Source organism: Pseudomonas sp. CCI3.1, assembly GCF_034313985.1.
GTDB classification, from domain to species: Bacteria; Pseudomonadota; Gammaproteobacteria; order Pseudomonadales; family Pseudomonadaceae; genus Aquipseudomonas; species Aquipseudomonas psychrophila.
The window spans coordinates 2,409,751-2,434,200 of record NZ_JAVIWO010000001.1 but is presented as its reverse complement, the minus strand read 5'-3'; the positions used below and the strand labels follow the sequence as shown (position 1 = coordinate 2,434,200).

At 53.6% G+C, this 24,450-nt stretch carries 22 protein-coding genes and 1 other RNA gene; 4 read left to right on the top strand and 19 right to left on the bottom strand.

Going from position 1 to position 24,450, the window contains the following annotated elements:
* Positions 1-201: 201 nt before the first annotated feature.
* Positions 202-1,125 carry a LysR substrate-binding domain-containing protein gene (locus tag RGV06_RS11215; protein ID WP_322150009.1) on the bottom strand — a complete coding sequence of 308 codons (924 nt, stop codon included), beginning with the start codon at positions 1,123-1,125 and terminating at the stop codon, positions 202-204.
* 213 nt (positions 1,126-1,338) lie between these two features.
* Between RGV06_RS11215 and RGV06_RS11210 the strand changes: the two genes are divergently transcribed.
* From RGV06_RS11210 to RGV06_RS11195, 4 genes are all read left to right on the top strand, one after another.
* A complete protein-coding gene (locus RGV06_RS11210) occupies positions 1,339-2,418 on the top strand; it encodes an extracellular solute-binding protein (RefSeq protein ID WP_322150008.1) in 1,080 nt (359 codons plus the stop codon).
* 8 nt (positions 2,419-2,426) lie between these two features.
* Complete coding sequence (gene speB / locus RGV06_RS11205; RefSeq protein WP_202210764.1) at positions 2,427-3,380, top strand: agmatinase; 954 nt, start codon at positions 2,427-2,429, stop codon at positions 3,378-3,380.
* Positions 3,381-3,752: 372 nt separating this feature from the next.
* The gene (locus RGV06_RS11200) at positions 3,753-4,301 is read left to right on the top strand and encodes a hypothetical protein (protein WP_322150007.1); all 549 of its coding nucleotides are present in this window, start codon (positions 3,753-3,755) and stop codon (positions 4,299-4,301) included.
* A 126-nt stretch (positions 4,302-4,427) separates the two neighbouring features.
* The gene (locus RGV06_RS11195; RefSeq protein ID WP_322150006.1) at positions 4,428-5,045 is read left to right on the top strand and encodes a tyrosine-type recombinase/integrase; all 618 of its coding nucleotides are present in this window, start codon (positions 4,428-4,430) and stop codon (positions 5,043-5,045) included.
* 282 nt (positions 5,046-5,327) lie between these two features.
* On the opposite strand, the gene RGV06_RS11190 is transcribed toward RGV06_RS11195, so the two are convergent.
* From RGV06_RS11190 to RGV06_RS11105, 18 genes are all read right to left on the bottom strand, one after another.
* Entirely contained in the window at positions 5,328-5,705 is a 378-nt protein-coding gene (locus RGV06_RS11190) for an Ltp family lipoprotein (RefSeq protein ID WP_322150005.1), read from the bottom strand.
* Positions 5,706-5,904: 199 nt separating this feature from the next.
* The gene (locus RGV06_RS11185; RefSeq protein ID WP_322150004.1) at positions 5,905-6,477 is read right to left on the bottom strand and encodes a hypothetical protein; all 573 of its coding nucleotides are present in this window, start codon (positions 6,475-6,477) and stop codon (positions 5,905-5,907) included.
* Positions 6,478-6,501: 24 nt separating this feature from the next.
* Positions 6,502-6,711, bottom strand: a complete 210-nt coding sequence (locus tag RGV06_RS11180) for a hypothetical protein (protein ID WP_322150003.1) — start codon at positions 6,709-6,711, stop codon at positions 6,502-6,504.
* A gap of 24 nt (positions 6,712-6,735) precedes the next feature.
* A complete protein-coding gene (locus tag RGV06_RS11175) occupies positions 6,736-7,014 on the bottom strand; it encodes a hypothetical protein (RefSeq protein WP_322150002.1) in 279 nt (92 codons plus the stop codon).
* A gap of 655 nt (positions 7,015-7,669) precedes the next feature.
* The gene (locus RGV06_RS11170; protein WP_322150001.1) at positions 7,670-9,700 is read right to left on the bottom strand and encodes a hypothetical protein; all 2,031 of its coding nucleotides are present in this window, start codon (positions 9,698-9,700) and stop codon (positions 7,670-7,672) included.
* A gap of 513 nt (positions 9,701-10,213) precedes the next feature.
* Positions 10,214-11,053: a chromosome segregation protein SMC gene (locus RGV06_RS11165; protein ID WP_322150000.1), complete on the bottom strand. Its 840-nt coding sequence runs from the start codon at positions 11,051-11,053 to the stop codon at positions 10,214-10,216.
* 92 nt (positions 11,054-11,145) lie between these two features.
* Positions 11,146-14,028: a DUF927 domain-containing protein gene (locus RGV06_RS11160; RefSeq protein WP_322149999.1), complete on the bottom strand. Its 2,883-nt coding sequence runs from the start codon at positions 14,026-14,028 to the stop codon at positions 11,146-11,148.
* Positions 14,025-14,309, bottom strand: coding sequence for a hypothetical protein (locus RGV06_RS11155; RefSeq protein ID WP_322149998.1), 285 nt, complete (start codon positions 14,307-14,309; stop codon positions 14,025-14,027). The genes RGV06_RS11160 and RGV06_RS11155 overlap by 4 nt, the downstream gene beginning before the upstream one ends.
* 533 nt (positions 14,310-14,842) lie before the next feature.
* Entirely contained in the window at positions 14,843-15,142 is a 300-nt protein-coding gene (locus tag RGV06_RS11150) for a hypothetical protein (protein ID WP_134051148.1), read from the bottom strand.
* Positions 15,143-15,144: 2 nt separating this feature from the next.
* Entirely contained in the window at positions 15,145-15,450 is a 306-nt protein-coding gene (locus RGV06_RS11145) for a helix-turn-helix transcriptional regulator (protein ID WP_322149997.1), read from the bottom strand.
* A complete protein-coding gene (locus RGV06_RS11140) occupies positions 15,450-15,701 on the bottom strand; it encodes a helix-turn-helix domain-containing protein (RefSeq protein WP_082149447.1) in 252 nt (83 codons plus the stop codon). The genes RGV06_RS11145 and RGV06_RS11140 overlap by 1 nt, the downstream gene beginning before the upstream one ends.
* A gap of 488 nt (positions 15,702-16,189) precedes the next feature.
* Positions 16,190-17,425, bottom strand: coding sequence for a tyrosine-type recombinase/integrase (locus RGV06_RS11135; RefSeq protein WP_322149996.1), 1,236 nt, complete (start codon positions 17,423-17,425; stop codon positions 16,190-16,192).
* A gap of 166 nt (positions 17,426-17,591) precedes the next feature.
* Positions 17,592-17,983, bottom strand: a transfer-messenger RNA (tmRNA) gene (gene ssrA, locus RGV06_RS11130).
* Positions 17,984-18,056: 73 nt separating this feature from the next.
* Positions 18,057-18,338 carry a hypothetical protein gene (locus RGV06_RS11125; RefSeq protein WP_019825871.1) on the bottom strand — a complete coding sequence of 94 codons (282 nt, stop codon included), beginning with the start codon at positions 18,336-18,338 and terminating at the stop codon, positions 18,057-18,059.
* 257 nt (positions 18,339-18,595) lie between these two features.
* Positions 18,596-21,403 (bottom strand): FAD-binding and (Fe-S)-binding domain-containing protein, encoded by a 2,808-nt coding sequence (locus RGV06_RS11120; protein WP_322149995.1) that lies wholly within the window; start codon positions 21,401-21,403, stop codon positions 18,596-18,598.
* A complete protein-coding gene (locus tag RGV06_RS11115; RefSeq protein WP_019825874.1) occupies positions 21,400-22,071 on the bottom strand; it encodes a LutC/YkgG family protein in 672 nt (223 codons plus the stop codon). Before RGV06_RS11115 ends, RGV06_RS11120 begins: the two co-directional genes overlap by 4 nt.
* Positions 22,071-23,528 (bottom strand): LutB/LldF family L-lactate oxidation iron-sulfur protein, encoded by a 1,458-nt coding sequence (locus tag RGV06_RS11110; RefSeq protein WP_019825876.1) that lies wholly within the window; start codon positions 23,526-23,528, stop codon positions 22,071-22,073. Before RGV06_RS11110 ends, RGV06_RS11115 begins: the two co-directional genes overlap by 1 nt.
* Complete coding sequence (locus RGV06_RS11105) at positions 23,525-24,349, bottom strand: (Fe-S)-binding protein (RefSeq protein WP_198822766.1); 825 nt, start codon at positions 24,347-24,349, stop codon at positions 23,525-23,527. Before RGV06_RS11105 ends, RGV06_RS11110 begins: the two co-directional genes overlap by 4 nt.
* Positions 24,350-24,450: the final 101 nt, after the last annotated feature.

Here is a 24,450-nt window from a genome sequence, read left to right as displayed (position 1 = left end):
GATTTTAAAAGTTTTTTATTAGCTTCGCCGCTTTAAGCAGTACTCGTAGGTAAGTGTTACAAGAGCTGCGTGTGTTACATGTGATTTGCTCTAGGCACAGTCACTATCTACCTCAAAGTTGTAGTGGGCCTGAGGCAGCTCTCGGCCAGAAGCGGTCAGTGGCGATAAGTATGGTGATGCCGAGTAGCCTGCAATGGCGAATCAGTTAATCCGAGCACGATCACGCAGACTCAACTGGGTTGGCTTGGCTTGCTCAAGCAGCCAGTCAATCAGCAGGACTATTTCGGGAACTCCACGACTCTCTTCGTTGCATATACAGTAGTAATCCATCCCCGCAGGCACTTTCATGGAGAAGGGTTGTACCAATCGACCTTCCTCCAGATCCCGGGATGAGTTGATCTCATCGCTCAGCGCTACTCCGTACCCGTCTCTAGCTGCCTGTAGCGCTATTCCAAGGTCTTCGATATGAACATCCGCGTCTCCGGGATATGGCAAGCCTGCCTCGAGAAGCCATCGTCGCCATTGAGAACCATCATCTTCGTGCAGCAATCGATGGTGCCTCAAGTCCGACGGCTGGCGTAAAGCATGCTGGCCCCGCAACAACTGTGGGCAACAGACTGGAAACATATGCAGGGGTTGCAAGGGGCGCCACCAGAAACCTTCCCAGATCGGTGCGTCATATAGCACAGCGATGTCAGCTCTGCGCCAGTCCACTAAGTCCAGACCGTCGGCGCTGATCACTCTTAGCTTGATATGAGGGTGCTTCGCGCGAAAAGCGAATAGTCTCGGCATCAGCCAGGATGCGCCAAAAATGGGTTCTGTAGAGATCGTCAGAACTCTGGCAGGAGGCTCTTTAAAGTGCTCATGCGATATCAGACGCACTCCTTCAGTGATCTCTTGAATACCTCTGCTAACGGAGCGTTGTAACGCTAGGCCGCTTTCGGTGAGAACTAGATGACGACCCTGTTTGCAAAACAGATCAATGCCCAAGGTGCTTTGCAGCGACCTTATCTGCTGGCTCACGGCACCAGGGGTTACGTGTAGCTCGGCGGCAGCAGCGCCCACATGGCCGAGGCGTGCAACACATTCAAATACTCGAAAGGCATGTAACGGAGGCAAGGGCATAAGGATCAACTGTTTAGTTTTTCTGCTCAATTGCGTGGCAATTTATATAGATTGATTGCCATTGAGACAATATCAACAATCGCGGGGTGGTCAAGCCAAAACAACAACTCTAAGAGCCCATCCTATGACAGTCGTTCAGAAACATCGAAAACAAGGGAGCGAGCCAGCAGGTGCGCAGGACTTGCTTAGTCGCTCGTTGGGGGTGTGTGAATCATGAAAGCCATCTCTGTGCTGATCTTGGCAATTCTGGCCTTACCTGTTAACGCCGCTGAACGGGTGGTGCAGTTCTACGGGTGGGCCGAGTATGTAGGCGTATCAACTCTCAAAGCCTTTGAGGCCGAGACGGGTATCAAGGTCCAGTACGACACCTTTGATAGCGCTGACGTGCTTGAGACCAAGCTACTTACTGGGCGCAGTGGTTATGACGTAGTGGTTCCCAGCATCGCCATGCTGGATCGACTGCTACAGGCCAAAGCGCTCCAACCGAGCCACATCCAGAAAACTGAACGGTTTGCTGAAATGGACCCCGTACTCCTGTCGCAACTAGCTACGGTCGACAAAGGTAATCTCTACGCAGTGCCTTACACATGGGGAACCGCCGGCCTGGCAATTAATCGTCAGGAAATCGATAAACGAATCCCTGACGCGCCAATAAACAGCCTTGATTTGTTGTTCAAGCCCGAATATGCGAGCAAGTTAAAAGACTGCGGAATTTCGGTGGTTGATGCGCCCCAAGAGGTCATCAGCATGGTACTGAACTATCTGGGTAAATCGCCGTATAGCAAAAGTCGGTCAGACCTCGTAGCAGCACAGACGTTACTGACGCAGTTGCACCCTTCGCTGCGTTACATCGGCACAGGCACGCAAAGCAGTGACCTTGCCAATGGAGATTTGTGTCTCGCACTGACATACAGCGGCGATGCCATCCTCGCCGGGATGATGGCTGAAAACGCCAAGAAACCGTTTGAAGTTGGCTACATGATTCCCCGAGAAGGCACCCTCAACTGGATCGATACGTTAGCCATTCCTACCGACGCTCCTCATCCAGAAGAAGCCAAGGCTTTTATTGAATTTTTAACGCGACCGGAATCTCTCGCGGACCTTACCAACAATTTGTATTACGCAAATTCCAACACTTCAGCAACCAAGTTGATCGACAAGCCTATTGCGGATAACGGCGGTATCTATCCCTCCGAGTCTGTGCGCAACACTTTATTTGCTGAAGAACCCATGTCTCTGTCGCTGATGCGTGAGCGCACTAGAGTCTGGTCCACCTTTCGTAGTCAACGCTGAGTATTCTCATGGATAACAACAACCCAACCGATCAGGCAATCACCCGCACGAGCCTTTATGGCACTGAGGCTGAATCTACCTATGGAGGTATCACCAGCTTCATGCGTCGACGATACAGCCGGGACCTTCAAGGAGTGGACCTGGTAATCAGTGGAATCCCCTTCGACACCGCAACCAGCAACCGCCCTGGTAGCCGGTTCGGTCCACGTGCCATACGTGAAGCCTCTGTCCAGTCGGCCTGGGCCCGTCATTGGCCCTGGGAGTTTGACCCCTTTGACTTGCTGGCTTGTGTCGATTACGGCGACTGCTACTTCGACTATGGCTCACCTCAGGACACCCCCGCGGCGATCAAAGCCCACGCCGATAAAATCCTGGGAGCCGGTGCAGCTATGTTGACGCTAGGTGGAGATCACTTCATTAGCTATCCGCTGTTGCAATCCCACGCCGAAAAACATGGTCCATTGTCCATGATCCATTTCGATGCACATCACGACACTGAGTGTGATGGCGATGAAAAACGTATAGATCATGGCTCAATGTTTTATCACGCAGTGAAGGAAGGACTGGTAGATCCAAGTCGATCGATTCAGATCGGTCAACGCATGACCAACGATGATCTGATGGGATTTCAAGTAGTAGATGCACGGCAAGCTAATACAAACTCTGCAGAGCATATTGCACGCATTATCCGTGAGCGGGTCGGCGACCATCCGGTGTACCTAACATTTGATATCGACTGCCTCGATCCGGCGTTTGCACCTGGTACTGGTACTCCGGTATGCGGAGGTTTGTCTACTTTTCATGCCTTTGAAATTTTGCGTGGGCTGCGCGGGATTAATGTCATAGGTATGGACGTAGTAGAGGTTGCACCCGCCTATGACCATGCAGAGATAACCGCTCTGGCTGCCTCCGCGCTGGCTATGGAAATGATCTGCCTTTATGCAGCTCGACATAAACTCTAATTGAATCCCCCGTCTTTCCTAGACACCTTTGAACGGCTGCTTATGGCCGAGGGTGTGTAAAAACGTTTTTGAGCGCGACAGGTACTCAAAACTGGACTGGAAATTGCGCTTCTACGCGAAATACACATCTTCTGATGTGCTGATAAATTTCAGATTTAACGCAGACGCGCTCACTTCAATTTTGGCGAAGCGTTTTTACACACTCTGGGCCATAAGCGGCCGTTCACCAAAGGCGGCTACCGACCCATAACTGACATTCGCCAACGCCGGTTAACGAATTTTACTCAGATCCGTCCTGATGGCACATTAGTATGTACTGCACCATTACACCTGCAACGCTGCCAATTCGCTTTCACCGACGAGGAAAGAAATGTGAGCCATCTCCCCTTTGAAGAATGGTCCGATCAGATTGCTCGGTCGGTTCAGACGCTGAATGAAGACATGCATACCCTCAAAGTCAACAGCGCGACGGATAAGCAAGTTGAGGCATTGATTCAACTGCAAGAGAAGCAGATGACTAACCAGGCGAGCTATACGAACCTCATCATGGTTGCTGGCTATGCTGGATATTTCGCATTCTGGTCAACGCTGGTTACCAAAATGCCGCAGTGGGTTTTCGCGCTATGCGGTCTGCTGATGACTCTCTCCCTGACCTTGTTCATCGCTTGGGAGATCATCAAGGCGTTTTGGACTGGTAGGTACTTTCATCAGGTGCAAGAAATTTTGGGTAAGCCCCGGGGTTCCCGAACACTCTCGGAGCTACAAGCGGTAGGCAGCAAATTCAGTGCAAAAGGGCGGCGATGGTGGATCTGGTTCTTCGCTACCTCCGTAATCACCGGACTTTCCGCTGCCACTGTATTGATCATTTACTTCGCAGTGGAGTTGGTGAAAACCATGATCACCGCTTTCTGTGCAGCCTGAAGAGTCCCGACTGTTCCTGCCGCGCTTAATGTGACGCTCCGGCCTGCTCCAGGGACCACTTCTGGCCGGTTAGCGACCGTTGCTCTGATTAGCCATCCTTGTCCTTCCCCATGTGGGGGACTTGTCATGAACATTGCTACCTGCAGCCGTCAGCCCTGGAACAAAGGAAAACTGGTCGGGCAGAAAGCCCCACTCCGACTGAGAGATATCTGGGCCATCCGAGTAAGGCTTCAAATTGCGGAAAGAACCCGAGATCTGGCTCTTTTCGATCTGGCCATCGACAGTAAGCTTCGAGCCTGCGACTTAACCAAGCTCCGCGTGCGCGATGTCGCTCATGGCGAGCACATATCATCACGAGCCATGGTGATGCAGCAGAAAACGCAGCAGCCTGTGCAGTTTGAGATCACTGAGCAAACACGGTCTGCTCTCGCGGCCTGGATACATCGGGCCCAACTACGCAGCGAGGACTGCCTGTTTCCTAGCCGGCTGCATACTTCAGACCATCTATCTACTCGTCAATACGCTCGTATCGTCAAAGGCTGGGTGAAAGCCGTGGGCCTTGATCCAGCCATGTATGGCACCCACATAATGCGACGTACGAAGGCATCACTGATATATCGCAGGACGAAGAACCTGCGGGCAGTTCAGTTGCTGCTCGGCCATACGAAGCTGGAGAGCACTGTTCGATACCTGGGGATTGAGGTCGATGACGCCCTAGAGAGGGCGGAACAGATTGAGGTTTGACCATGTATAGCGACGGTCGACGTCAGACCGTCGCTAACCGGCCAGAAGCGGACAGTTACGCAGAGTTAGCAACCCTTTCTTGAAGCTTGATGGCGTCTACGAAACTAGGGGCGGTTCATGGTTCACGTTGTCCGCAGTGGTACGAGCCAAATCGGCACGGGAACACCATGCTTCGTGGTGGCATTGGTCAACATCTTGCTATTTCAGCCCAACGGCCTAGAACGATGGTTGAAGGCGAATTCGATTATTCCAATGTAACTATCGTTTGAACCACGCCGTTTTTCAGCAACCATCTGCATGTTTTGCCCCGTAGGTTGCTTGGTCCACAGTGTATTTTTCTCCAGCGCTCGAAGAAAGTTGCTTAATGAGACCTTTGCACGAGAAGCCCATCATCTTGAGATACTGCTTCGCAGACCTCACCGCCTGCTGGTTCCAATCAATTTTCATGCTGTCCACTGCTATCGTAGCGTCGGAAACGTCGAAACCCTCTCCAGCATCAGATGAAAGCTGATGAATAAGCCCATTCCGTGAGAAGCCCGTCATGCTGAGATACTGATTCGCTGATCTGACTGCATTATTTTGAGGTCCAGTCAAATCTCCAGCCCATGAGGGAGCAGCAGCAAAAAAAGTGACAGCCAATATTACTTTCAAAAAATTCATCGAAATATCTCCAGAACCCATGCAGAGCCTCTAACGGCCTTAAAATTCTTGTCTTAGGGCTCAACTTTACATGACACGTCCCTTTGAGGGGGGTGAGCGAATTTCCTCGGCTTTCACCTAGTCAATCAGTGCCCGCAGCTGCGACGGTAGGCCAAGAATCACGTTTATTGCGAGAGTTATTTTTTCCTTGATTACTGAGCTACCGGACGACGTTGAACTCAACAGACTCGTGGCTTACTAGACAAGCCGCCTTCTTGTCGACGCCATTTACTTTTAAGTCATAGGTTAGGCGTACAGATCCGTTCGGAGCTTCGTAAAAACCTTGGTTGGTAATTGTGGCGCCGGGCAGTTTCTCAGCCAATTGGCCTGCACAAAGAGGTTCAGCATACACACGGGAAACCGGCTCACTCGTAGCCGGCGTGCCCATCTCGATTTGTGTCCGCGTGTAGAAGGTGTTGTAAAGCTGGCCGCTTCTCACTTCTTTGCACTGGACATAAAACTTCGGGTCCACTGGGTCAGAGTCGATATCGGGCATCGCATACTCAACTGAGGAGCACTTCTCCTGCCTGCGGTGCATTTCAACCAGCGGAGCGAGCAGCGGTTGCCACTGAGCAAACTTGTCCAGTTTCTTACAACCTTCCCCGCAGCCGCCGATCTTTTCGGGAATGGCACCAGGTGTGATCGGAGCAAGGTGAAGTACAGCTGCTGGCTTGGATTCCTGACCACAGCCGGCCAAGAGCACGGTTACGCTTAAAACGGTGAGATATTTCAAAGCGGAGTTTCCTTTTTCCGTCAGTTAGTATTTTTCGAGGCTTCGTTTTGCTGAGCTGACGCAATCGCCGTATCCGCTAGCGTCCTCGCTGTCAGCGTAAACTTCATCGCAGATCTGCTTCGCTTGCTGCGTCGAGGATGCTGTATGTACCGGTGGATTGCAGGCTGAAGTATTCGCCGCAATTATGGCGGCGATAATCAAACCTAAAGCTATCAGCGTATGACGGGGATCCATGCTTCGGTTTCCTCGAACAGTTCGTTAGTCGTTGCCCTTGCCTACCGTCACTCCGTCCACTGTCAGGGTCAGGAAAACAGGCCAAGTCGAACCGTTCTTGATATCCCACACATAAAAGTGCTTGCCAGGAGTGCCCATGATCTGTGAGTTGTCCTCGACCTGACGTCTCGCCTGCTCATCCGGCGCGATTATCTGGACGGCGTAACGCGGACGGCCGGTATCTAAGTCATACGGACCAGCATGTCGCCGAAATCGAGAGCCGGGGGGCAGAGTGATTTTGTGCTCGTTTTTGTCACTGCTCATGATTTTTTCCTCGAACTCGTTGCTACATTGATAAAGCGTTCATACGTCCCCGGCCAGCTTGATTGGGCAATGAACGCTTTCCCGTGCAGCCCCGAAAGGCTGGCCTGAATTTCCTAAGCAGTTGTGAGTAAAAAATCACCGTGGAAAGGGAGCGTCTCGAATGTTGGATCATTTTCGAACAGATCTTCCCAAGCCCGGCAAATCTTGAAGAAATACATGAGCAAGTCGATGTTCTCGCCGCTTGAACGTACGATGCTAAAAGCTTGCCGTTCTTTTTCTAGCCCTTTGATTACACCATTTGAACCCCGCACGGACAATTTCTGATTGCCAACACCGACCGAAACTGTTCGCCATACAGATTTTTTACAGCGGATGGGGCATCGGCATGAACTGGCTAGAAATGAAGAGCTTGTGATTATTATCGAAAACCACATCAAAAAGTGTCGCACATCTTATTAAGTTTCATCTGCAGTGAGCCGCCCTGGATTTCGTAGGCGGTAACTGTCCGCTCCTGGCCAATTGCTGCCTGTGGCGAAGGGCATCTACCGAACCATTGTGGCCGCTCTGGGCTCTCATATGTCAAGTTTCGAGAGAGTACTTCGGTTAATAACGATCAGCCACTATGACGGGGCCGATCGTTACTAATTTTTACACACTAAATGACTGCCGCCATTTCCATTAGCTGGCTCATTACATCATCGCTTACATGGAGGGGTAATTCGTAGCGCTTATAGATTCTACGCTCTATAGGGAGGTCGCCGGGTACCAATCTTGTGTACTCTATCTTTGGCGAAAAGCCATTCAGTTGTGGTATCTTCATGGTTTTATAGACAAGGCTTTCTCGGCCTTCTGAAAGTTGTGGTGGATGCATCAAATAGGAGTTGATATTGTTTTGGAGTTCTTCGTAACTCTCGTATAGCTTAAACCAACCCAAGTGATGGAATTTATCGTCGCGCTTTACCGAAATAAGTGGAAATGTATTTGAGCTAAAATATCTTGCTAAGATTTGTTCATCCACAACTGGAACGCCGTTGATGGGGAAGCCGGAATGAATTTTATTACTATTTAGCACTACTGGAAGAAGCTGATACAAGATACTTGGATCATAGGTCCAGCCAAAGATCTCAAATATTTCTTCGATGTTGTTTGAGAAAAAAAGAGTTTTTCTCCTTGCTTGGTCGGCGGCCCCTTTTAACGTGCTATATGTACGATAGTAAGAGATTGATGAGTCCGTAGTTACAATTGACTTCGCCTCCCCAATCAAGATTACCTTGCCAAGGTTTAAGATTAGATCGATCTCTTCCTCTGCCCCTGATTTGAGTTTCAAGCGTTTTGAGAATGCTGGAATAGGATTTGGCAGAAGTGTGTTTGAGAGCAAATCTTGATTTATCTCACTCAAAGATACCTCTTCGTAGTGCGTGCCTTTATTCGTGAGCTCTACCTTGAGCTCTGCAAGCCAATGCTCAACAACTCGAACTAACACCGGGGTTGATAAAGCGCTAGTTAAAAATATCAACTTGTCGTGTGATATTTCAAGAATCGGATGACTCCACAAATCCCTAGTCTGGTCGTTGAAAATTATAAACTCTAGTATCAGCTTGGCTTTGGCATATTTTATTCCTGAGGCCTTAGTTATGGCTAGTAATAACTCCTGCTTGCTGGCCTTGGAGCTAAACTCTGCGAGTTTTTTGTGGTTGTATACACTGGTATCTGATGGGTATTTGTTTTGAAACTGCTTGGATAATAATATGAGTAATCTGAAAACATCTAAGGCTTCCATGATTGAAAAGCCAGCAGGTAATTGGTTTTCGATAAGGCTACTTGGGAAATCGTCAGCCAGGAAAAGTATCTCGCCTTTTATTTTTGTGTTAAAGAATATAATTTCATCTGACGAATGTTTGATTTCGGAAGTTTTTAGCGATTTTTTCTTCCCGGATCCCGCTGGCACAATATACAAGTCGTTATTGTTTAACTTTATTATGGCTGGATTGTAATGAAGCATCATAGATTGCATGGCAAGTCTACTTTTACGCAAGCTTGTTAACTCATAAGATACCTCTCTATCAGTGGGCAGTTGGCGAATCTCATAAGCATTGAGATCGGTATCTCGGACGAAAAACTGATAGTCACCCCACAAGAGAGCTTTCCAATACTGATCGTATACTCCATATAATTGAGAAAGATCGGCCTCCATTCCAACGAACTCCAAAGCAGAAATAGGAGTTTTTCCAAGCGGAATCAAAGGGCTTTTATTGATGGCTTTAATGCCTTCCAGAATAGCGAGCTCAACCCCGTCAACAGCCCCGTGAGCAATTTCCTCTAGAGACACTTCAGCCTCGTACCGATTTGCTTTTGTCGAAATGCTGTGAATATTTTGCCCTGACCTAATACCTGTTTTCTGTATATCTTTTAATATTGCTATGTCTCGATTGGAAATTGCGCTAAGCAGCTCTAGATGTGTTGTTCGAGATATTGCAGGAGCCTCGTCGTTGAAAAGGGACGTGAGCATTGTTCTAATTTCGCTGAAGATTGTATGGAAAACTTCTCCCGCCTCAAAAAAATGCTGGTCGTCAGAGCTATGAGCTTTTTCGTTTTCCCATGCCGCCTGCCACGATGCCAATGTAAATTTTCGATCATTAGGGCCAAAAATATTTTTGGCTCTAACTTTGTCTTTGAAACTCAGCAATTTTTTATCCCTCATTATTTAGCGTAAGTTTTTAATTGGCCTAGAATAAACTACGCCACTATAGATCACCCGGTTTTTTGAACGTTTTTGGTTGACTGCTATTGGCCTATAGAGGCCTGTCGCGAAGGCCCTTCAATCGGTCAAATACATCGCTTCGATAGAGGTAGGGAATATATGATTTTTTAGCGAGGGGGGGTAGTTCTGTTGGTAGGAAATTGAAGTTCAGGCTAAGGCGGAAGCCTAGAGGGCCTCCGTCTAGGCATTAGCTCCGTTTTGCGAGCTGTTGATCTATGACGCTAATTTCTGCATTGATTGCTGCAATCGTCATAGTCTCTATTTTTGTAGTTTTTCCTGTCCTTGGTTTTACGAGGTTTATTAGTCCGCTCAAATGCGTTTTCCTGGCTTTCAGGGAGTCTGAATAACTGATTTTGCTTTGTGTTGCAGCGTTCATGGTTGGGCCTCTTGAGTGACCGAGACGGCCTTGCTTCAAAGCCGTCTCGGGGGAAAGCAGCGTTACATAGCGAGTACGTCTTCAAAGCTATGGTGATATGAGCGTTCTGAAAGATCGCTCCAGCCCCAAGGCCCGTAGTTTTCGCCCTGCTCAGGGATTTTCAGGTTCGTCAGCGCTATTGGGTCGCGATCGATAAGACGCCGAGCGGCCCACAGCTTGCCGCCTACCTCGAGCAGAGCTATTGCAGCAGCATTCCACTTTTCTTCAAGCACTGTGTTTGCCAAGCGTGACGCTTGGTTTTCAATGTCTGCGCGCGTTTTCTGTGCTTCTGAGATGTGTCGATCAATAGTGACGATTTCTTGCTCCAGCGCAGTAATAATCAGCTGTTGGCGACGATGATGCTCTGCGGCTGAGGTGAGATGTTTTGCAGCTTTTTGAGCGTCGTCATTAGCTTTTTTCTCACCTTCGACATCGCCCCAAGCGACTGCCTGTGCATAAGCTGTAGCGGCCTCTGTCTCTGCCTGCCGAGCTTTTGTCATATCTTCATGTGCTTGCTGACGGACCTGCTCCAAGCGCGTACTGATGCTGTCACGTTTTTGGTTTAGCTCTTCTTCGTCAGCCTTCCATGTAGTGATGGCTTCGATGTAGCCAGCCATCAGGCTTTGGTGATTGGCCAGTGTTTCTCGGCGATGGATCTGCTGATTGAGGGTCTCGATGTCCCGTTCACGGTAGCCGACCTGTCTTTTTTTATCGGTGATTCTATATCGCAAATTCTCTTCCAAACTTTGCAGCTCTTCATAGTCTTCGAGTGCTGCGGCGTAGGGGATCAGTTCGCGCTCAAGTGTTTCCTTCTCGAGAATTTTTTGTTCGCGGCGGTCTTTCAGTTCTTGGATCTCGTTCATTGGTTCTATCTCAATGTAATTCGATTAGGGGGTGGCTGAATGGCTGGCGAGGCCGGGAATAAGCCGGCACTACCTCTATCAATGGGCAACCGTCAGGCAGCCCTGGCCTCGCTCTCATCTGTCCCCGGAACCGTCTTTACGATGTAGCAGCGTTGTGGCCCTAGCCCCGGAAGCCGAACGAGGCTGGACGCCTTACCATCGCTTCCCGGCTCGAGCACACCACGACGTAGCAGCTCCTTGTTCACTGCACTGATGTTCATGCCTTTGAATACTTCGGAGCGCCAAGCCTCGGGCAGCACGTAGTAGGTGTTGGTGGTATGCAGCTCGTCACCCAGGCCATGCTCTAACGATTTACGAAAGCCCAGCCGGTCAATGGTGCGGGGGCCGTGCTCATCGATCTTGGCGGCGGCAGACTCCCAGCGAGTGAAGCGGCTTTCACCAAAGCGCTCGATGACTTGGCGCAGACGAGCCACGATGGCGTCACCTTCATAGTTTCCGGCGCCGCCACGTTCATTCAGCCATGCGTTGAGGCAGACACGGGCTGCAGTGGTCGCAGTGCCGTCTGGCCAGCCGGTGATGCCCAGTGCGGTAGCCAGCTCACCAGCTGCAGCCGCAAGGCCAAACCTAAGGGCCGCACGATGGGCCTGACCACTCGCTGAGGCGGGCAGGGACTTAGCAATAAACCCTTCAAGGGTGCGGCGCAGGATGATCGCCCAACCGTGCATTTTGCCTGGCTCGCACAACGCTGATAGAAAGGCTGTGAGCGGTGTGCCGTAGTACTTGGCTACTCGGGCCTTGAGTGCGTCAGAAAGGGCGGCAGCGTCCTCGAAACCATTCAATACGTCGAACATGCCGAGCCCTTTACTGGCGTCTGCAGGCACCGCGAGCATGCGTACTTCCATGCCTGCCTTGAGCTCTTTGTTGGCTTCGGCCATGTGTTGCGCCAAGGTTTTCTCGCCGGTAGAGAGAAACAGCAAACGCCACTCTTGAACCTGTCGGCCAGCTTGGCCACGATCATTAGCACGTGCTTTGCCGGTGCCGTTGCCGAGCATGTACACGGTCTCGCCAATGATGCGCGGGTCGCACATACCTATTTCGTCGAGTACCAGGAGGCCGTCCGAGTGCGCGGCTGCTATGGACTCCAGTGCGTTATCGGTCGAGCGCCATGACCGCACCAAGCGTGGCCCGCCGTAGATCGAGGCAGCGACTTGCAGGTGGGTGGTTTTACCACCCGAGCTATCGCCGTACAGGTGAAAGCCGCCTGATTCATGACCAAGCATGTGCAGCAGCGGGCCAGCAAACGCCACGCTGGCCACAAATGCCAAGCGATGATTACCAACGCACAAGGCACCGATTTGCTCTTGCCATTGCTCCAGGGTGCCAGCCTCGCTGATGGGCGGCAGTTGGGCACCTGCTTCATAGAAGTGCAGGTGTTCAGTGTGGGAACCGACTTGTTGCTCTGGCAGTAGAAAGGCGCTGTCATGCCAGCCCAGTCGTGTGACTAAGCGGGCGCGCTGAGCGCTGTCGAAACCTTGGAAGTAGCTCTGCAAGTCATTGCGTGCATTGCGGCTGGAGCGCGTGCCAGCAAGTCGCAACCCCATATCTACCAGCGGACCAAGAACATCCTTTCCGAAGTCACCTGTCATGGTGCGCGCCGGAATGTTCCAGCGTTTTTTTGCGCCATCCGGATCGTCAAACTCGACCAGTAAACCCCAGTTATGACCTTTGGCATCACGGGTACGAGCGAGTATTTCCAGTGGCGAGCAGACAGGGCGTGACTCGCCATCTTCACCGGAATAAAACACACCTTCGTGAGTCAGGCGAAAGCCGCTGGGTAGAGTATCTGTCTTGGGCTTAGCTGCCCGTTTGGCCGGTGCTTTTACCTTGGTCTCTGCGGTCGGGGCAGACGCTGCACCAAAGAGTTCACCAGTGCGCTCCAGCTCGGCAATGTGGCTCGCCGTCCAGCCTTTGGCGAGTGCGTCCGCTGCATCATCGCCTTGTTCCCATACGCAGCCCTTGGCGAAACCGGGTAGATCATTTTTGAGGGTGGGTTTGCGCTTGAAGTTTTCCAGCGCAATGACGCGAACTGAATCGGCTCCGATTGCTTTCAGTTTTTTAGCAACGGCTTCCATGCAGGTTGTGCCGCTCGGGTCGTTATCGGGCCACAACACGACCGTGCGATTTTTGAGCGGGGACAGGTCAACTTTGTGCCAGGCATTTGAGCCATTTGGCCAGCAGGTTGCCACGTAGGCTGGGAAGAGTTCGGCGGCAGCATCTGCGGCCTTTTCACCTTCGCACAGCACCACTGTTGCACCTGCTTGCAGGCTGAGCTCGTGCAGTCGAAGCAGTGGGCGAGGTTCGGCCAAGCCTTGCCAGCGCCATTGAGTAGTTTGGTTCTCGGAGCTTTGGCACCACGTTAGCGGAGCGAAGACTTTCTTGGGCTTGCCGTCTTCGTCTGGGCCGAGGTCAAAGCGATAAAGCGCCATAAGGGGCTGGCCCTGAGTATCGCGATAGATCCAGACTTTGGATGGCGCGCCGTGCTGCCGATGCTTGGCAGGGCACTTATTCATGGCCTCCACTGGGATCGGTTGAATTGCTTTCCACTCAGGTGCTGGGCTTTTAGTCGGCGCTGGTTTTGATGGCGAATCCTCAGCGTTCAGCCGAAGCAGATCCGCAAGTTTGTTGCAGGCCTCTACGTCCGTGCCGCCATCCAGGTAGCGCACCAAGTCAATCAAGTCTCCGCCTTTATCGCCGGTAGCAAAATCAGCCCACGTGCCTTTGCTCAGGTTGATTTTGAGAGAGCCGGGACGCTTGTCGGTGCGGGTTGGATTTGGTGCTGTGTATTCCTTGCCACCGTCTACGCGTTTGCCGTTGGGAAGCCACTGAGTGAGTACGCTATCAATATTGCGCAGAGCTGCAGCTTTGACTTGGGTAAAAGTTGGGCGGCGTGATTTACCTTTTGGGGGAGTATTCATTTGGCACCCCCAACTGAATCAGCTTGATTCGATGCTGTATCGGCATGCATGGCCAAGGTTTTGATCAAACCCAGCGTGCCGCGAACATCCCAGAGTACGGAGGCGATGATGTGGTTGGAAAGGCGAGGGGTGTCACCTTCAAAGTGATCTTCCAGGAGGGTCAGCACTGACGAGGCGCGATCAATTGCGCAGGTGATGGCATCAATGGGGATACCAGCTTCGGCCTCTTTGCTGACGCACAGGAGATCTTCAGGCAGGGCGAAATTCAGAGCACTTTTCATTGGGCACCCCCTACGGATTCGAGGGCGCGTGCTTTGGACATATGAGCGTTGTAGCGGGCGAGACGTGTAGCGAGGCTGGAGTTTGCGTGTAAAGCGGCGAGAGCCATTGCTCGATGAGCAGCGGCGCGATTTTTGAACGGATTTAGGGCGTGTTTCATGCGTGGAGATCCTTGTACTGAGGGACCGCCACCGTCTGCCGCCAAGCAGATAAGGGTGGCGGATTGCACAGGATTGGCGGACCGGCGTACAAGGAGACCGGCGCACCCGAGGGTGCTCCTGCGCAACCCGCCATAACGCGAGAATGCGGGCACAAAAAAAGCGCCTGCAATCGTAATGGGGGCGCTGTTGCGCCTTGTACTGGTCAGGCCGCCAAGCCCGTTCGCTGATTTTGCAGCGACGGCGAAAGAGTAACGCCCGATTTTCAAAAGTGCAACCGTGCGGATGTCTTGCGCATTTATTTGAAGCGGAATAAATTGAGCAGGCATGTAGATACACCTCAACGCCTCCGGATCGCTCCCGGGGGCGTTTTCGTTTCAGGCATGGATTTCGTAGCGCAGGTGCAGAATGGGGGTGATGCTTTCACGGACCATCTGTCGAGCTTCGCGGTAGGCGTATGACTTCTCGTATTCATCTAGTGCAACTGCTCCGATCCATTCGGTATGAAGGACCAGCGCACACCAAACGCCATCCGGCCAACTCACTACGATAAGTGCATGGCCCAATGCTTCATGGCGCCGCCGCAGCTTTTCAAAGCGAGTGATGCGGCTAGTCGAAAATCCAATTTCTCGCAGTACTCTGAAGGGCCAGATAGTTGTTTTTAGAGCTGCTGCCATGTCTATGCGGCCTCATTGTCGCGAGCCGCGATGCGAGCACGTGTCCAGGCCAAAACTTCGGAAAGAACCCAGGCAACAGGAGCTCCGCGCGCGTTACTGTCAGTGAGTTTTACTGATCGCGGAAAGCCGCTTTCGGGTTGGGTCATGAGCTTGTAAACAGTTGCGCGTCCGATGCCGGTGAGTGATATCACTTGGTGAATACGGATAAGCGTTGCAGTGGGATCAAAGCGCTCTGGCTCTTTCTTGTGAGCTCCAACTGCGTAAATGACCTGCAATGCTGATGACGTGAATGCAGTGACTTCGGCCATTACTGAACACTCCGGGTCAGTACTTCTGCAGCAGCCGAGCACATACGGCTTTCGAGCCAAGCGAGCACATCCTGAGAGCGATAACGGACTCGTGAGCCAGTCTTCAGGTAGGGGAGGGAGCTGCTACGCGAGCTGCGCCAAGCGGCAAGAGTTCGGCTGGATAGGCCCAGTACAGTTGCAACTTGGTCTGTTGTCAGCAGTTCAGTCGTGAGAGAAGTCGGTGATGTTGCTGTAGCGTTGTGAAGCGTCATAGCGAGATACCTGTAGTAGTTCTTACAGGCCCCAGCTATATAAACGCTTTTTAATATATTGAAAGTTCGATTTTCTTGCGCGGCATTAGCCTAAGAAGAATATGGATAAAAAAGATGAGCATGTTCGTAACATAGTTTTGATTTTTTATGGGGGTGTCCCACCATGTCCTACTGGTTTTCCATACAGCAAAAAAACGAGTCTAAAAAGTTACAAACAAATTTAAATCCGACGAGCGGTCGCCCCCTCGCCCCTGCCAATCGGGCAAAGCCAGCGATGCACATCCGGCATCCAGCGGGTAACGAACTGCCTCCAGAAGGAGAGGGAGCTTGTCATCTGTAACACAGTACATCGCGTAACCTTGAGGTGTACGGTTGGACTACGTGGCGTGTTACAAGGAAAATAACCAATGAAAACATTAGGTTGAGTTGCCTTGTAACACCCGTAACGTTTGTAACAGCTTTTTCACGGGAGGTCGGGGGTAGAGTATTCAGATGGCTTTACCAAAATGTCCCTGAACTATGTTCCCTTGCTCCAATTCATCCAGGTGATCCGCATACCACTGCATCATGGTAATTCGCGGTTTGATATAAATTGCCTTGTTGTATACCCCGGCGACGCCGTCCTTTACGTGCGAGAGTTGCGCTTCAATATGGTTTTCGTCGAAGCCATGCTCATTCAGGATCGTGCTAGCGATGTGACGGAATCCGTGGCCAGTTTGCCGCCCTTCGTAACCCAAACGCCGTAAAGCCATCAAGAACACAGTGTTCGAACGTGGCTTGGTTGTGTCACTGCGACCAGGGAACAGAAGCTGATAATTGCCAGTCAGGTGTTGCAGATCACGCAGCAGTTGCACTGCTTGGCGAGGAAGTGGCACTAGATGTTCTCGGCGTCGTTTCATGCGCTCTGAGGGAATCGTCCAGAGTGCTTTCTCTAAGTCGAGCTCTGACCAGCGAGCTTCGCGTAATTCAGAGGGTCGGCATGCGAGCATCGAGAGGAGATGAAGACCAATGCGGATATCGGGGGCGCTTGGGTACGCTCGGATGGCCCTAAGCAGTGGTGGCAATTCTTCTTGGGATACATGCGCGTAGTTTTCCACAGGCTTGGTTTGCAAAAACTTATGCAAGCCCTCCAGTGGATTGTGGGTTGCTCTTCCCGTGACGCGAGCGAGATCATAAATCTCTCGACACATGCCTCGAACACGACTGGTCTGCTCGATGATTCCCTTTAGCTCCATTGACCGCAGGAACTCCATCCATTCCATTGGAAGTATTTCTTGATAGATGCGGTTCCCGAAGACAGGGAAAACGTGGAGCTCCAAGGCACCGATGGTTCTGACTGCGGTACCTGACGACCAATTTTTACGTTTGGAGGCATGCCACTCGCGAGCCAGTCGCTCGAACGTATTGCTGGCAGCTTCCATCTCTGCTGCTTTTCTGGCTCGTTTGGTGGCAAGGGGATTACTCCCTTGTGCTGAGTCTGCTCGCAGCTCTGCAGCTTTTTGACGAGCAAGGGCCCCGCCTACTTCTGGATAACTCCCAAGTCCCAACCATGACCATTTGCCATCGGGCTTCTTGTACCGCAGCTGCCAGGACTTGTTGCCGTCAGGACGGACCCTCAGGTAGAGGCTGTTTCCATCGTGCTCACGGTATTCCTTGGTATCAGGTTCGAGTGTTGCCAATACGGTGTCAGCCAAGGGGCGACGCTTGATTTCAGTGCGCTTCATTTCCTTGTACCCCTCAGTTTCAATTTTCGGGCGTGGTACAGGAGAGGATACATGGTGGGTCTGGATAGGGGGAGACAGGGACGGATAGCCAGAAACAAGAAAGCCCGCACGGGGCGGGCTTCTTGGGTGTTTCGCAGACTGTCTGAGACAGGTCTGGACAGCTATTTGGTGGAGCCGGGGGGATTTGAACCCCCGTCCGCCAGTACTCCGCTGTCGGTACTACATGCTTAGCCGTATCTATTAAGTTAACCCTCAGCGACCCGAAGGGCAGGGTGCTTTGGGCGAGTTGTGTAAGTTTTAGCCGATTCGTCCACAACGTACTGCACGGCGATCCTGTTCTATATGACAATCACTTCAGGTTTACAGGCATCCCCTAGTGATTGCTGGACCCGAAGGTACCAGGAGGATGGCTAAGGCAGCTTACGCTGCGAGAGCTTGACCCTCGTAGGTTTCGTCATTGGCAACTATAAGTAGTTGCAACAGTGGATTTACGAGTTCTGTTACCAACTCGGCATGCACCTAGAGTTTCGCAACCGGCGTCGAATCCTAAACGGCCCCGATGCTTGCTGTGTGTAACCAGCAAGCTAGCGGAGTCTACGCCTTTATGACGCAGAAGGCCATCCCAAAGGGGTTACTCACCACCTTTGTTGTTGTTGGCGATGTCCTGAAGCACTTGAGTCGTCAGCGAGATGCAGCTTTCAGTGCCTTCTTTGGTGCCTTTGGACTGTTCTTCCTTGGCCTGGGCTACGGTGCTGTCGATGTTGTCTTGTAAATCGGAACTGATTTCTCCAGAGCTGGCCACCGCGTCATTGATCTTTTGCAGGTTGATCTGACAAAGGTCATCTGCCGCAAACACCGGGGAAGCCAACATCACAGCGGAAATAAACAGACCAGCAAGAGCGGTACGCTTCATGGGGAGAACTCCTTGTGCACAGGGTAGGCCCGGTGTTTCCAGGCTCGGTTTTATGCCCCAAAGATTGGGGCCTTAAGCCAATTGACTATAGCCATGCCCGGGAGTTCTGCCTGTATTTGGCGAGTTTTTTTGTGCTCGAAAACGGGGCGGGGGTGTCGATTGTTTTGGGTGGGAGCGGGCTTGCTCGCGATGCAAATGGCGCGGTAATTCTGCCTGATCGCGCAGATGCCATCGCGAGCAAGCCCGCTCCCACATTTTCAGGCCTGGGCGCTGGTGACGCGGTCCACCAGATAAACCAGGCCGTGGTAATCAATCCCGCCATGCTGGCTCAGGCCAATTTCACAGGTTCGGCTGGTCGATACCCCTTCGCTGCACTGCTGCACAGCATCTTTCAGGGTGCGCAGCGAGTGGGCGTTCAACTCCGGCGTGGTGAAGCCTTTATCCCCCGCAAAACCGCAGCAATGAATACCTTCCGGGATCACGACCTGGGTGCTGCACAGGCGCGCAATGTCGATCAGTGCCTGGCTTTCGCCCAGGTGCTGGGTGCTGCAGGTGACATGCACGGCAATCGGTGCGGTTTGTGGCGTGAATCTCAACTTATCCACAAGGTGGGTACGGATGAAACGCACCGGGTCGTACAGATCAAGGCGGGTTTCGCCCAAATCCTGCACCAGGCGCAAGGTACACGGGCTGGTGTCGCAGTAGATCGGGTCCAGCCCGCCACGGCTGGCGTGCAGCAATGCGCCGATCAGTTCCTGACGCTTGTGCTCGGCTTGCTCGTTGTAGCCCTTGGACGCAAACGGCTGGCCGCAGCACAGGCTGTCCATGTTGTCGGGGAATACCACCTGATAGCCGGCCTTTTCCAGCAGGCCGCGGGTTTTGTCCAGCAGTGACATTTGCTCACTGTCACTTGCTGCCGGGCCCATGACCCGTGACACGCAGGCGGCCAGATACACGACCCGTGGCCGCGCATCCTTGACGGGCGGGCTAAAGCGAATCGCACGCTCCGGCTGAGGCATGGCGTTAGTCCACAACGGCACGCGGCCCTTGCTGGCTTTGGTCAGTGCACTTGAAATTTTCGCCAGGCGCGGTGCTCCCAGCATCATGCGTGCGCCATTGGCCACATGCAGCGTGAAGCGTGCGCCTTGCAGCGTGGTCGCAAAATGATTGCCCAGCCAGTCGGCGGTTTTCACGCTGTGGGCTGTGCGGGCACGCAGTTTTTTCACCAGTTCGCCGGTGTTGATGCCAACCGGACAACGTTGCGCGCACAACCCTGTGGCTGCGCAGGTATCAATGCCCTGATAGGCGTAGGCTTTTTCCAGTTCAGTGGTGTCAATGCCCGCGTTCTTTTTGGCCTGAATGTCTCTCCAGATCACAATTCGCTGGCGTGGGCTTAGGGTCAGCCCCTTGGACGGGCACACCGGTTCGCAGAATCCGCACTCGATGCACTTATCCACAATCTCATCAGCGGCAGGCATCGGCTTGAGGTGCTTGAGATGGATATGCGGGTCTTCGCTGAGTACCACGTCGGGGTTGAGAATGCCCTGCGGGTCGAGCAATCGCTTAAGTTTCCACATCAACTGGTAGGCGTCGCTGCCCCACTCCAGTTCAACGAAGGGTGCCATGTTGCGCCCGGTGCCGTGTTCGGCCTTGAGCGAACCGCCAAACTCAACGGCTACCAGTTGCGCCACGTCATCCATGAAAGCCTGGTAGCGCGCCACTTCTTCGGGGTTGTTGAAACCCTGGGTGAAGACGAAGTGCAGATTGCCCTCCAACGCGTGGCCGAAGAGGATCGCTTCGTCGTAGTGGTGCTTGTCAAACAGCTCGATCAAGCGGTTGACGCCGATGGCCAGTTGCTCGACCGGAAAGGTCACGTCTTCGATGATGACCGTGGTGCCGGTTTTACGCACCGCACCCACAGCCGGGAAGGTGTCTTTGCGGATGGCCCACAGTTTGGCGTTTTCGGCAGGGTCCTCGGTGAAATCGACTTGTTTCTCGACAGGGAAGGTCGACAGCGAGGCCATGATTTGCGCCAGTTGTTCGTGCAGCAAGCTCTGGGAAGCTGCGCGAGATTCGATCAGCAGGGCGCAGGCATTGGCCGACAATTGTTGTACGAAAGCTGGCATGCCCGGCTTGTCCTGCACCGAGCGCAAGCTGCGGCGGTCCAGTAGTTCAACGGCGGATACGGGCTGGCTTTTGAGCACGGTAACGGCGTTGCAACAGGTTTCAACGTCCGGGAACACGATCAATGCCGAAGCCTTGTTCGGATGGTCGATCACGGTGTCGTAGGTTACTGCGCTGATAAAGCCCAGCGTGCCTTCGCTGCCCACCAGCAAGTGGCTGAGGATATCCAGCGGATCATCGAAATCCACCAAGGCGTTGAGTGACAGGCCTGTGGTGTTTTTCAGACGGTATTTGTGCCGGATTTTGGCAGCCAGTTCGGTATTGGCGCGGGTCTCTCGGGCCAATGTCGCCAGTTGCTCGAGCAATGGCGCGTGGGTTTGGCGAAAGGCCGCAATGTTAGCCGCGTCTTCAGTGTCGACCCGGGTGCCATCCGCCAATACCACGCGCAGGCCAGCCAGGGTGTGGTAAGTGTTTTGCGCGGTACCACAGCACATGCCGCTGGCATTGTTGGCGACGATGCCGCCAATTTTGCAGGCGTTGATTGAGGCCGGGTCGGGGCCGATCTTGCGCCCGAACGGAGCCAGCCAGGCGTTGGCTTGTGCGCCAATGACGCCGGGTTGCAGGCGGATTTGCATGCCCTGGCCGCGGATTTCCTTGGCGTTCCAGTTATCCCCCAGCACGATCAGCACCGAGTCGCTGATGGCCTGGCCGGACAAGCTGGTGCCCGCGGCACGGAAGGTCACCGACACTTGGTCGCGTCGGGCCAGACTCAACAGTTCAACCACTTCGTCCTCGGACTCAACGCGAATCACCAGCTTGGGGATCAGCCGATAAAAGCTCGCGTCAGTGCCGAAAGCCAGGGTGGAGAGCGGATCGTTGAAGCGACGGTCCTGCGGTATCAGTCGTTCGGCATCACGCACAAAGGCAGCAGGCAGACTCATGCATCCTCCAGAATCAGCACGATCAGGTCTTTCGGACCGTGGGCACCGTAGGCGAGGATTTGTTCGATATCGGCGGTTTTCGATGGGCCGGACACCAGCAATGCGTTGGTCGGCATGCCCGCTGCCCAGTTCATCTCGCGCTGCACCTGATAGAAGTTATCCCGTATTTCGCTGGCCTTGAGCAGGGCGAAATGCACGGGGGGCACCAGGCTCATCAGTCGGGGTTCCTCAGGTGTTGGCCACATGATCAGGCTACCGGTTGCCGCAATCGCACCCAGGGTAGTGGTCAGGCTGGCCGGAGTATCGTTGAACAGCTCGGCCTTCCACTCTTCCACCGGGCGGTCGTAGGCCTTGAGTGTTGGCAGCGCAGGGTTTTGTGCCCAGTGGGCGGTCACTTTCTGCCCGTGGGGCGTAGTCGGCGCGATCAGCAGGCTGGGCAATTGGCGGTCGGTGACCAGCTGCGCCAGCAGGGCTGGCCAGCCTTGCTCAGTGCTGAGGTGAATTTCGGTGTGTACGGCTTCCATCAGTTTGCGCAGCTGAGGGATGCGTTGCTCTGGGGTGTAGCTCCAGGGCTCTGTCACCAGCACTTCGTCGAAGTTGTCAGGCACGGGTGTGGTGCCAGTAAGACTGTTGCGCAATTTGTTGAGGATATTCTGTCTAGCGCTCATCACTGGTCTCCCGATTTTTTCGCCAAATGTTCGCGGGCCATATCGTGCAGCGAACGGGCAGCGGGTTTAGGGGCGCTGTGGTTCTGTGTCCACGGGCCAACGTTGCTCGGCGTAAGCCCGCGCAAGCGGGTGGCAGCCTTGAGAAACACGCGGTACAGGACCGGTGAGCTGTTGAGCTTGGCCCACATGTTCCAGATGAGACGTTCCTTGCGTGAATATTTGCTGCCCTGGCCGCGCATGATGCGCGGGGAGGTATCGGGTGCTTTAACGTTCTCTTCGCGCAGACGCCGCAGAAGCGCCGGGATCGGAATTTTTACCGGGCATACTTCGCCACACGCACCGCACAGCGATGACGCGCTCGGATGGTCCGGAACTTTGGCCAGCCCAACCATGTGCGGAGTGATGATTGCACCAATCGGACCTGGGTAGACCTCGCCGTAGGCATGGCCGCCAATGCGGGTGTAAACCGGGCAGTGGTTCATGCAGGCACCGCAGCGAATGCAGTTCAGTGTCTGGCGCAGTTCACTGTCGGCAAACGCCTGACTGCGACCGTTATCGAGCAGCACCAGGTGCACTTCTTCAGGGCCGTCCAGCTCGCCGGGTTTGCGTGGGCCGGAGATCATGTTGACGTAAGTAGTGATCGGTTGGCCGAGGGCCGAGCGAGTCAGCAGTGACACCAGCGGTACAACGTCGCGCAGGTTTTCGACGACTTTCTCGATGCCGGTGACCGCAATATGCACGGGCGGCACGGTGGTGGACATGCGACCGTTGCCTTCGTTTTCCACGAGCAGCAGGGTGCCGGTCTCGGCTACGGCGAAGTTGACCCCCGACACGCCGATATCAGCCTCGAAGAATTTTTGCCGCAGCACGCGTCGACCTATCTGGATCAGTTGGTCGACGTCTTTGGTGTATTCCACGCCGAGCTTTTCGTGAAACAGGTCGGCTACTTGCCCGGCGTTCTTGTGAATTGCGGGCATGATGATGTGCGACGGTTTTTCGTTGTCCAGTTGAACGATGTACTCACCCATGTCGGACTCAAGGCATTCAATGCCCTGTGCGCCGAGCACGTGGTTCATTTCCATCTCTTCGCTGACCATCGACTTGCCTTTGATCACCTGTTTGGCGGCGCGGCGGCGAGCGATGGATATGACGATTTCGTTGGCCTGCTCGACGGTTTCAGCCCAATGCACTTGTACCCCGTTACGGGTCAGGTTGGCTTCCAGTCGTTCCAGCAGGTCGGGCAGTTTGGACAGGGCACGGGCGCGGATGGCGTTGCCCAGGGCGCGCAGGTGTTCGCGCTCGTGGGCGTCGCTGAAGGCCACAGCCCGTTTGGTCATCAGAGAATCCATCGCACTGCGGAAGTTGTTTCGCAGTTGCTTGTCACCTAGGGCTTCATGAGCGCGCTCGCGGAAGTCTTCTTCAACCGCGACGGTGGGAATCAGGGTGCTGGCGTTCATTGCTCACCTCCGGTGCGCTGCCACAGAAAACTGGCCAGATGCTGGCCGCGCAGGGCTTGTTTCTGTTTTTCCAGCGAGCCGTTGATATTCATCAGGCAACCGCAGTCAGCGGTGAGTACTTGGTGCGCGCCGGTTTCAATCAGGGAGCGGGTCTTGTCAGCGACCATTGCGCCGGAAATATCCGGCATGCGTACGCTGAATGTCCCACCAAAGCCGCAGCATTCACTTTCATGGCTGTGGTCGATGCGTTCCACATTGCTCAATTGCGCCAGCATTTCGCGGCCGTGCAGATGCGTGTTCATTTCGCGGCGTGCGGAGCATGAGGTGTGCAGCGCGACCTTGACCGGAGCGCCGTGGTCCTGGAACTGGACCTTGCACACAAACAGCAGAAATTCGGTGAGTTCAAAGGTACGTTCGGCCAGTGCATGAACCTTTTTCAGGGTTTCGGGCTCGTCTTTGAACAGGTCTTCGTAGTGTTCGCGCAGCATGCCGGCGCAAGAGCCGGACGGCACGACCACCGGGTAGTCTTCGGCGAACAGCGCCAGTTGGGAACGTGCAACTTCCCGAGCCTGATTGGTGTAGCCCGAAGTGTAGGCCGGTTGTCCACAGCAGCTTTGACCTTGCGGATAATCGACTTGGATACCTTCGCGCTCGATCAGATGGATGGCGTCCATCCCGGCTTCGGGGAAGAACAGATCGACTACGCAGGTGCCGAAGAGATAGACCTTGCGCGGTTTGTGCGCAGGGTATTGGCGAGGAGTTGGCAGGGGTGGGGCGACGCGGGTCGCATTCGGCACGGCATTGTAGAAAAGCTCGCTCATCAGGCGTCTCCGGGTGGTCCCGGTTATGTGTCCACCGAGGTGGACCGGGTAGTGAATTATTGACGCCGGGGGAGAGCCCCGGCGCCATTAATGTGCAGTAA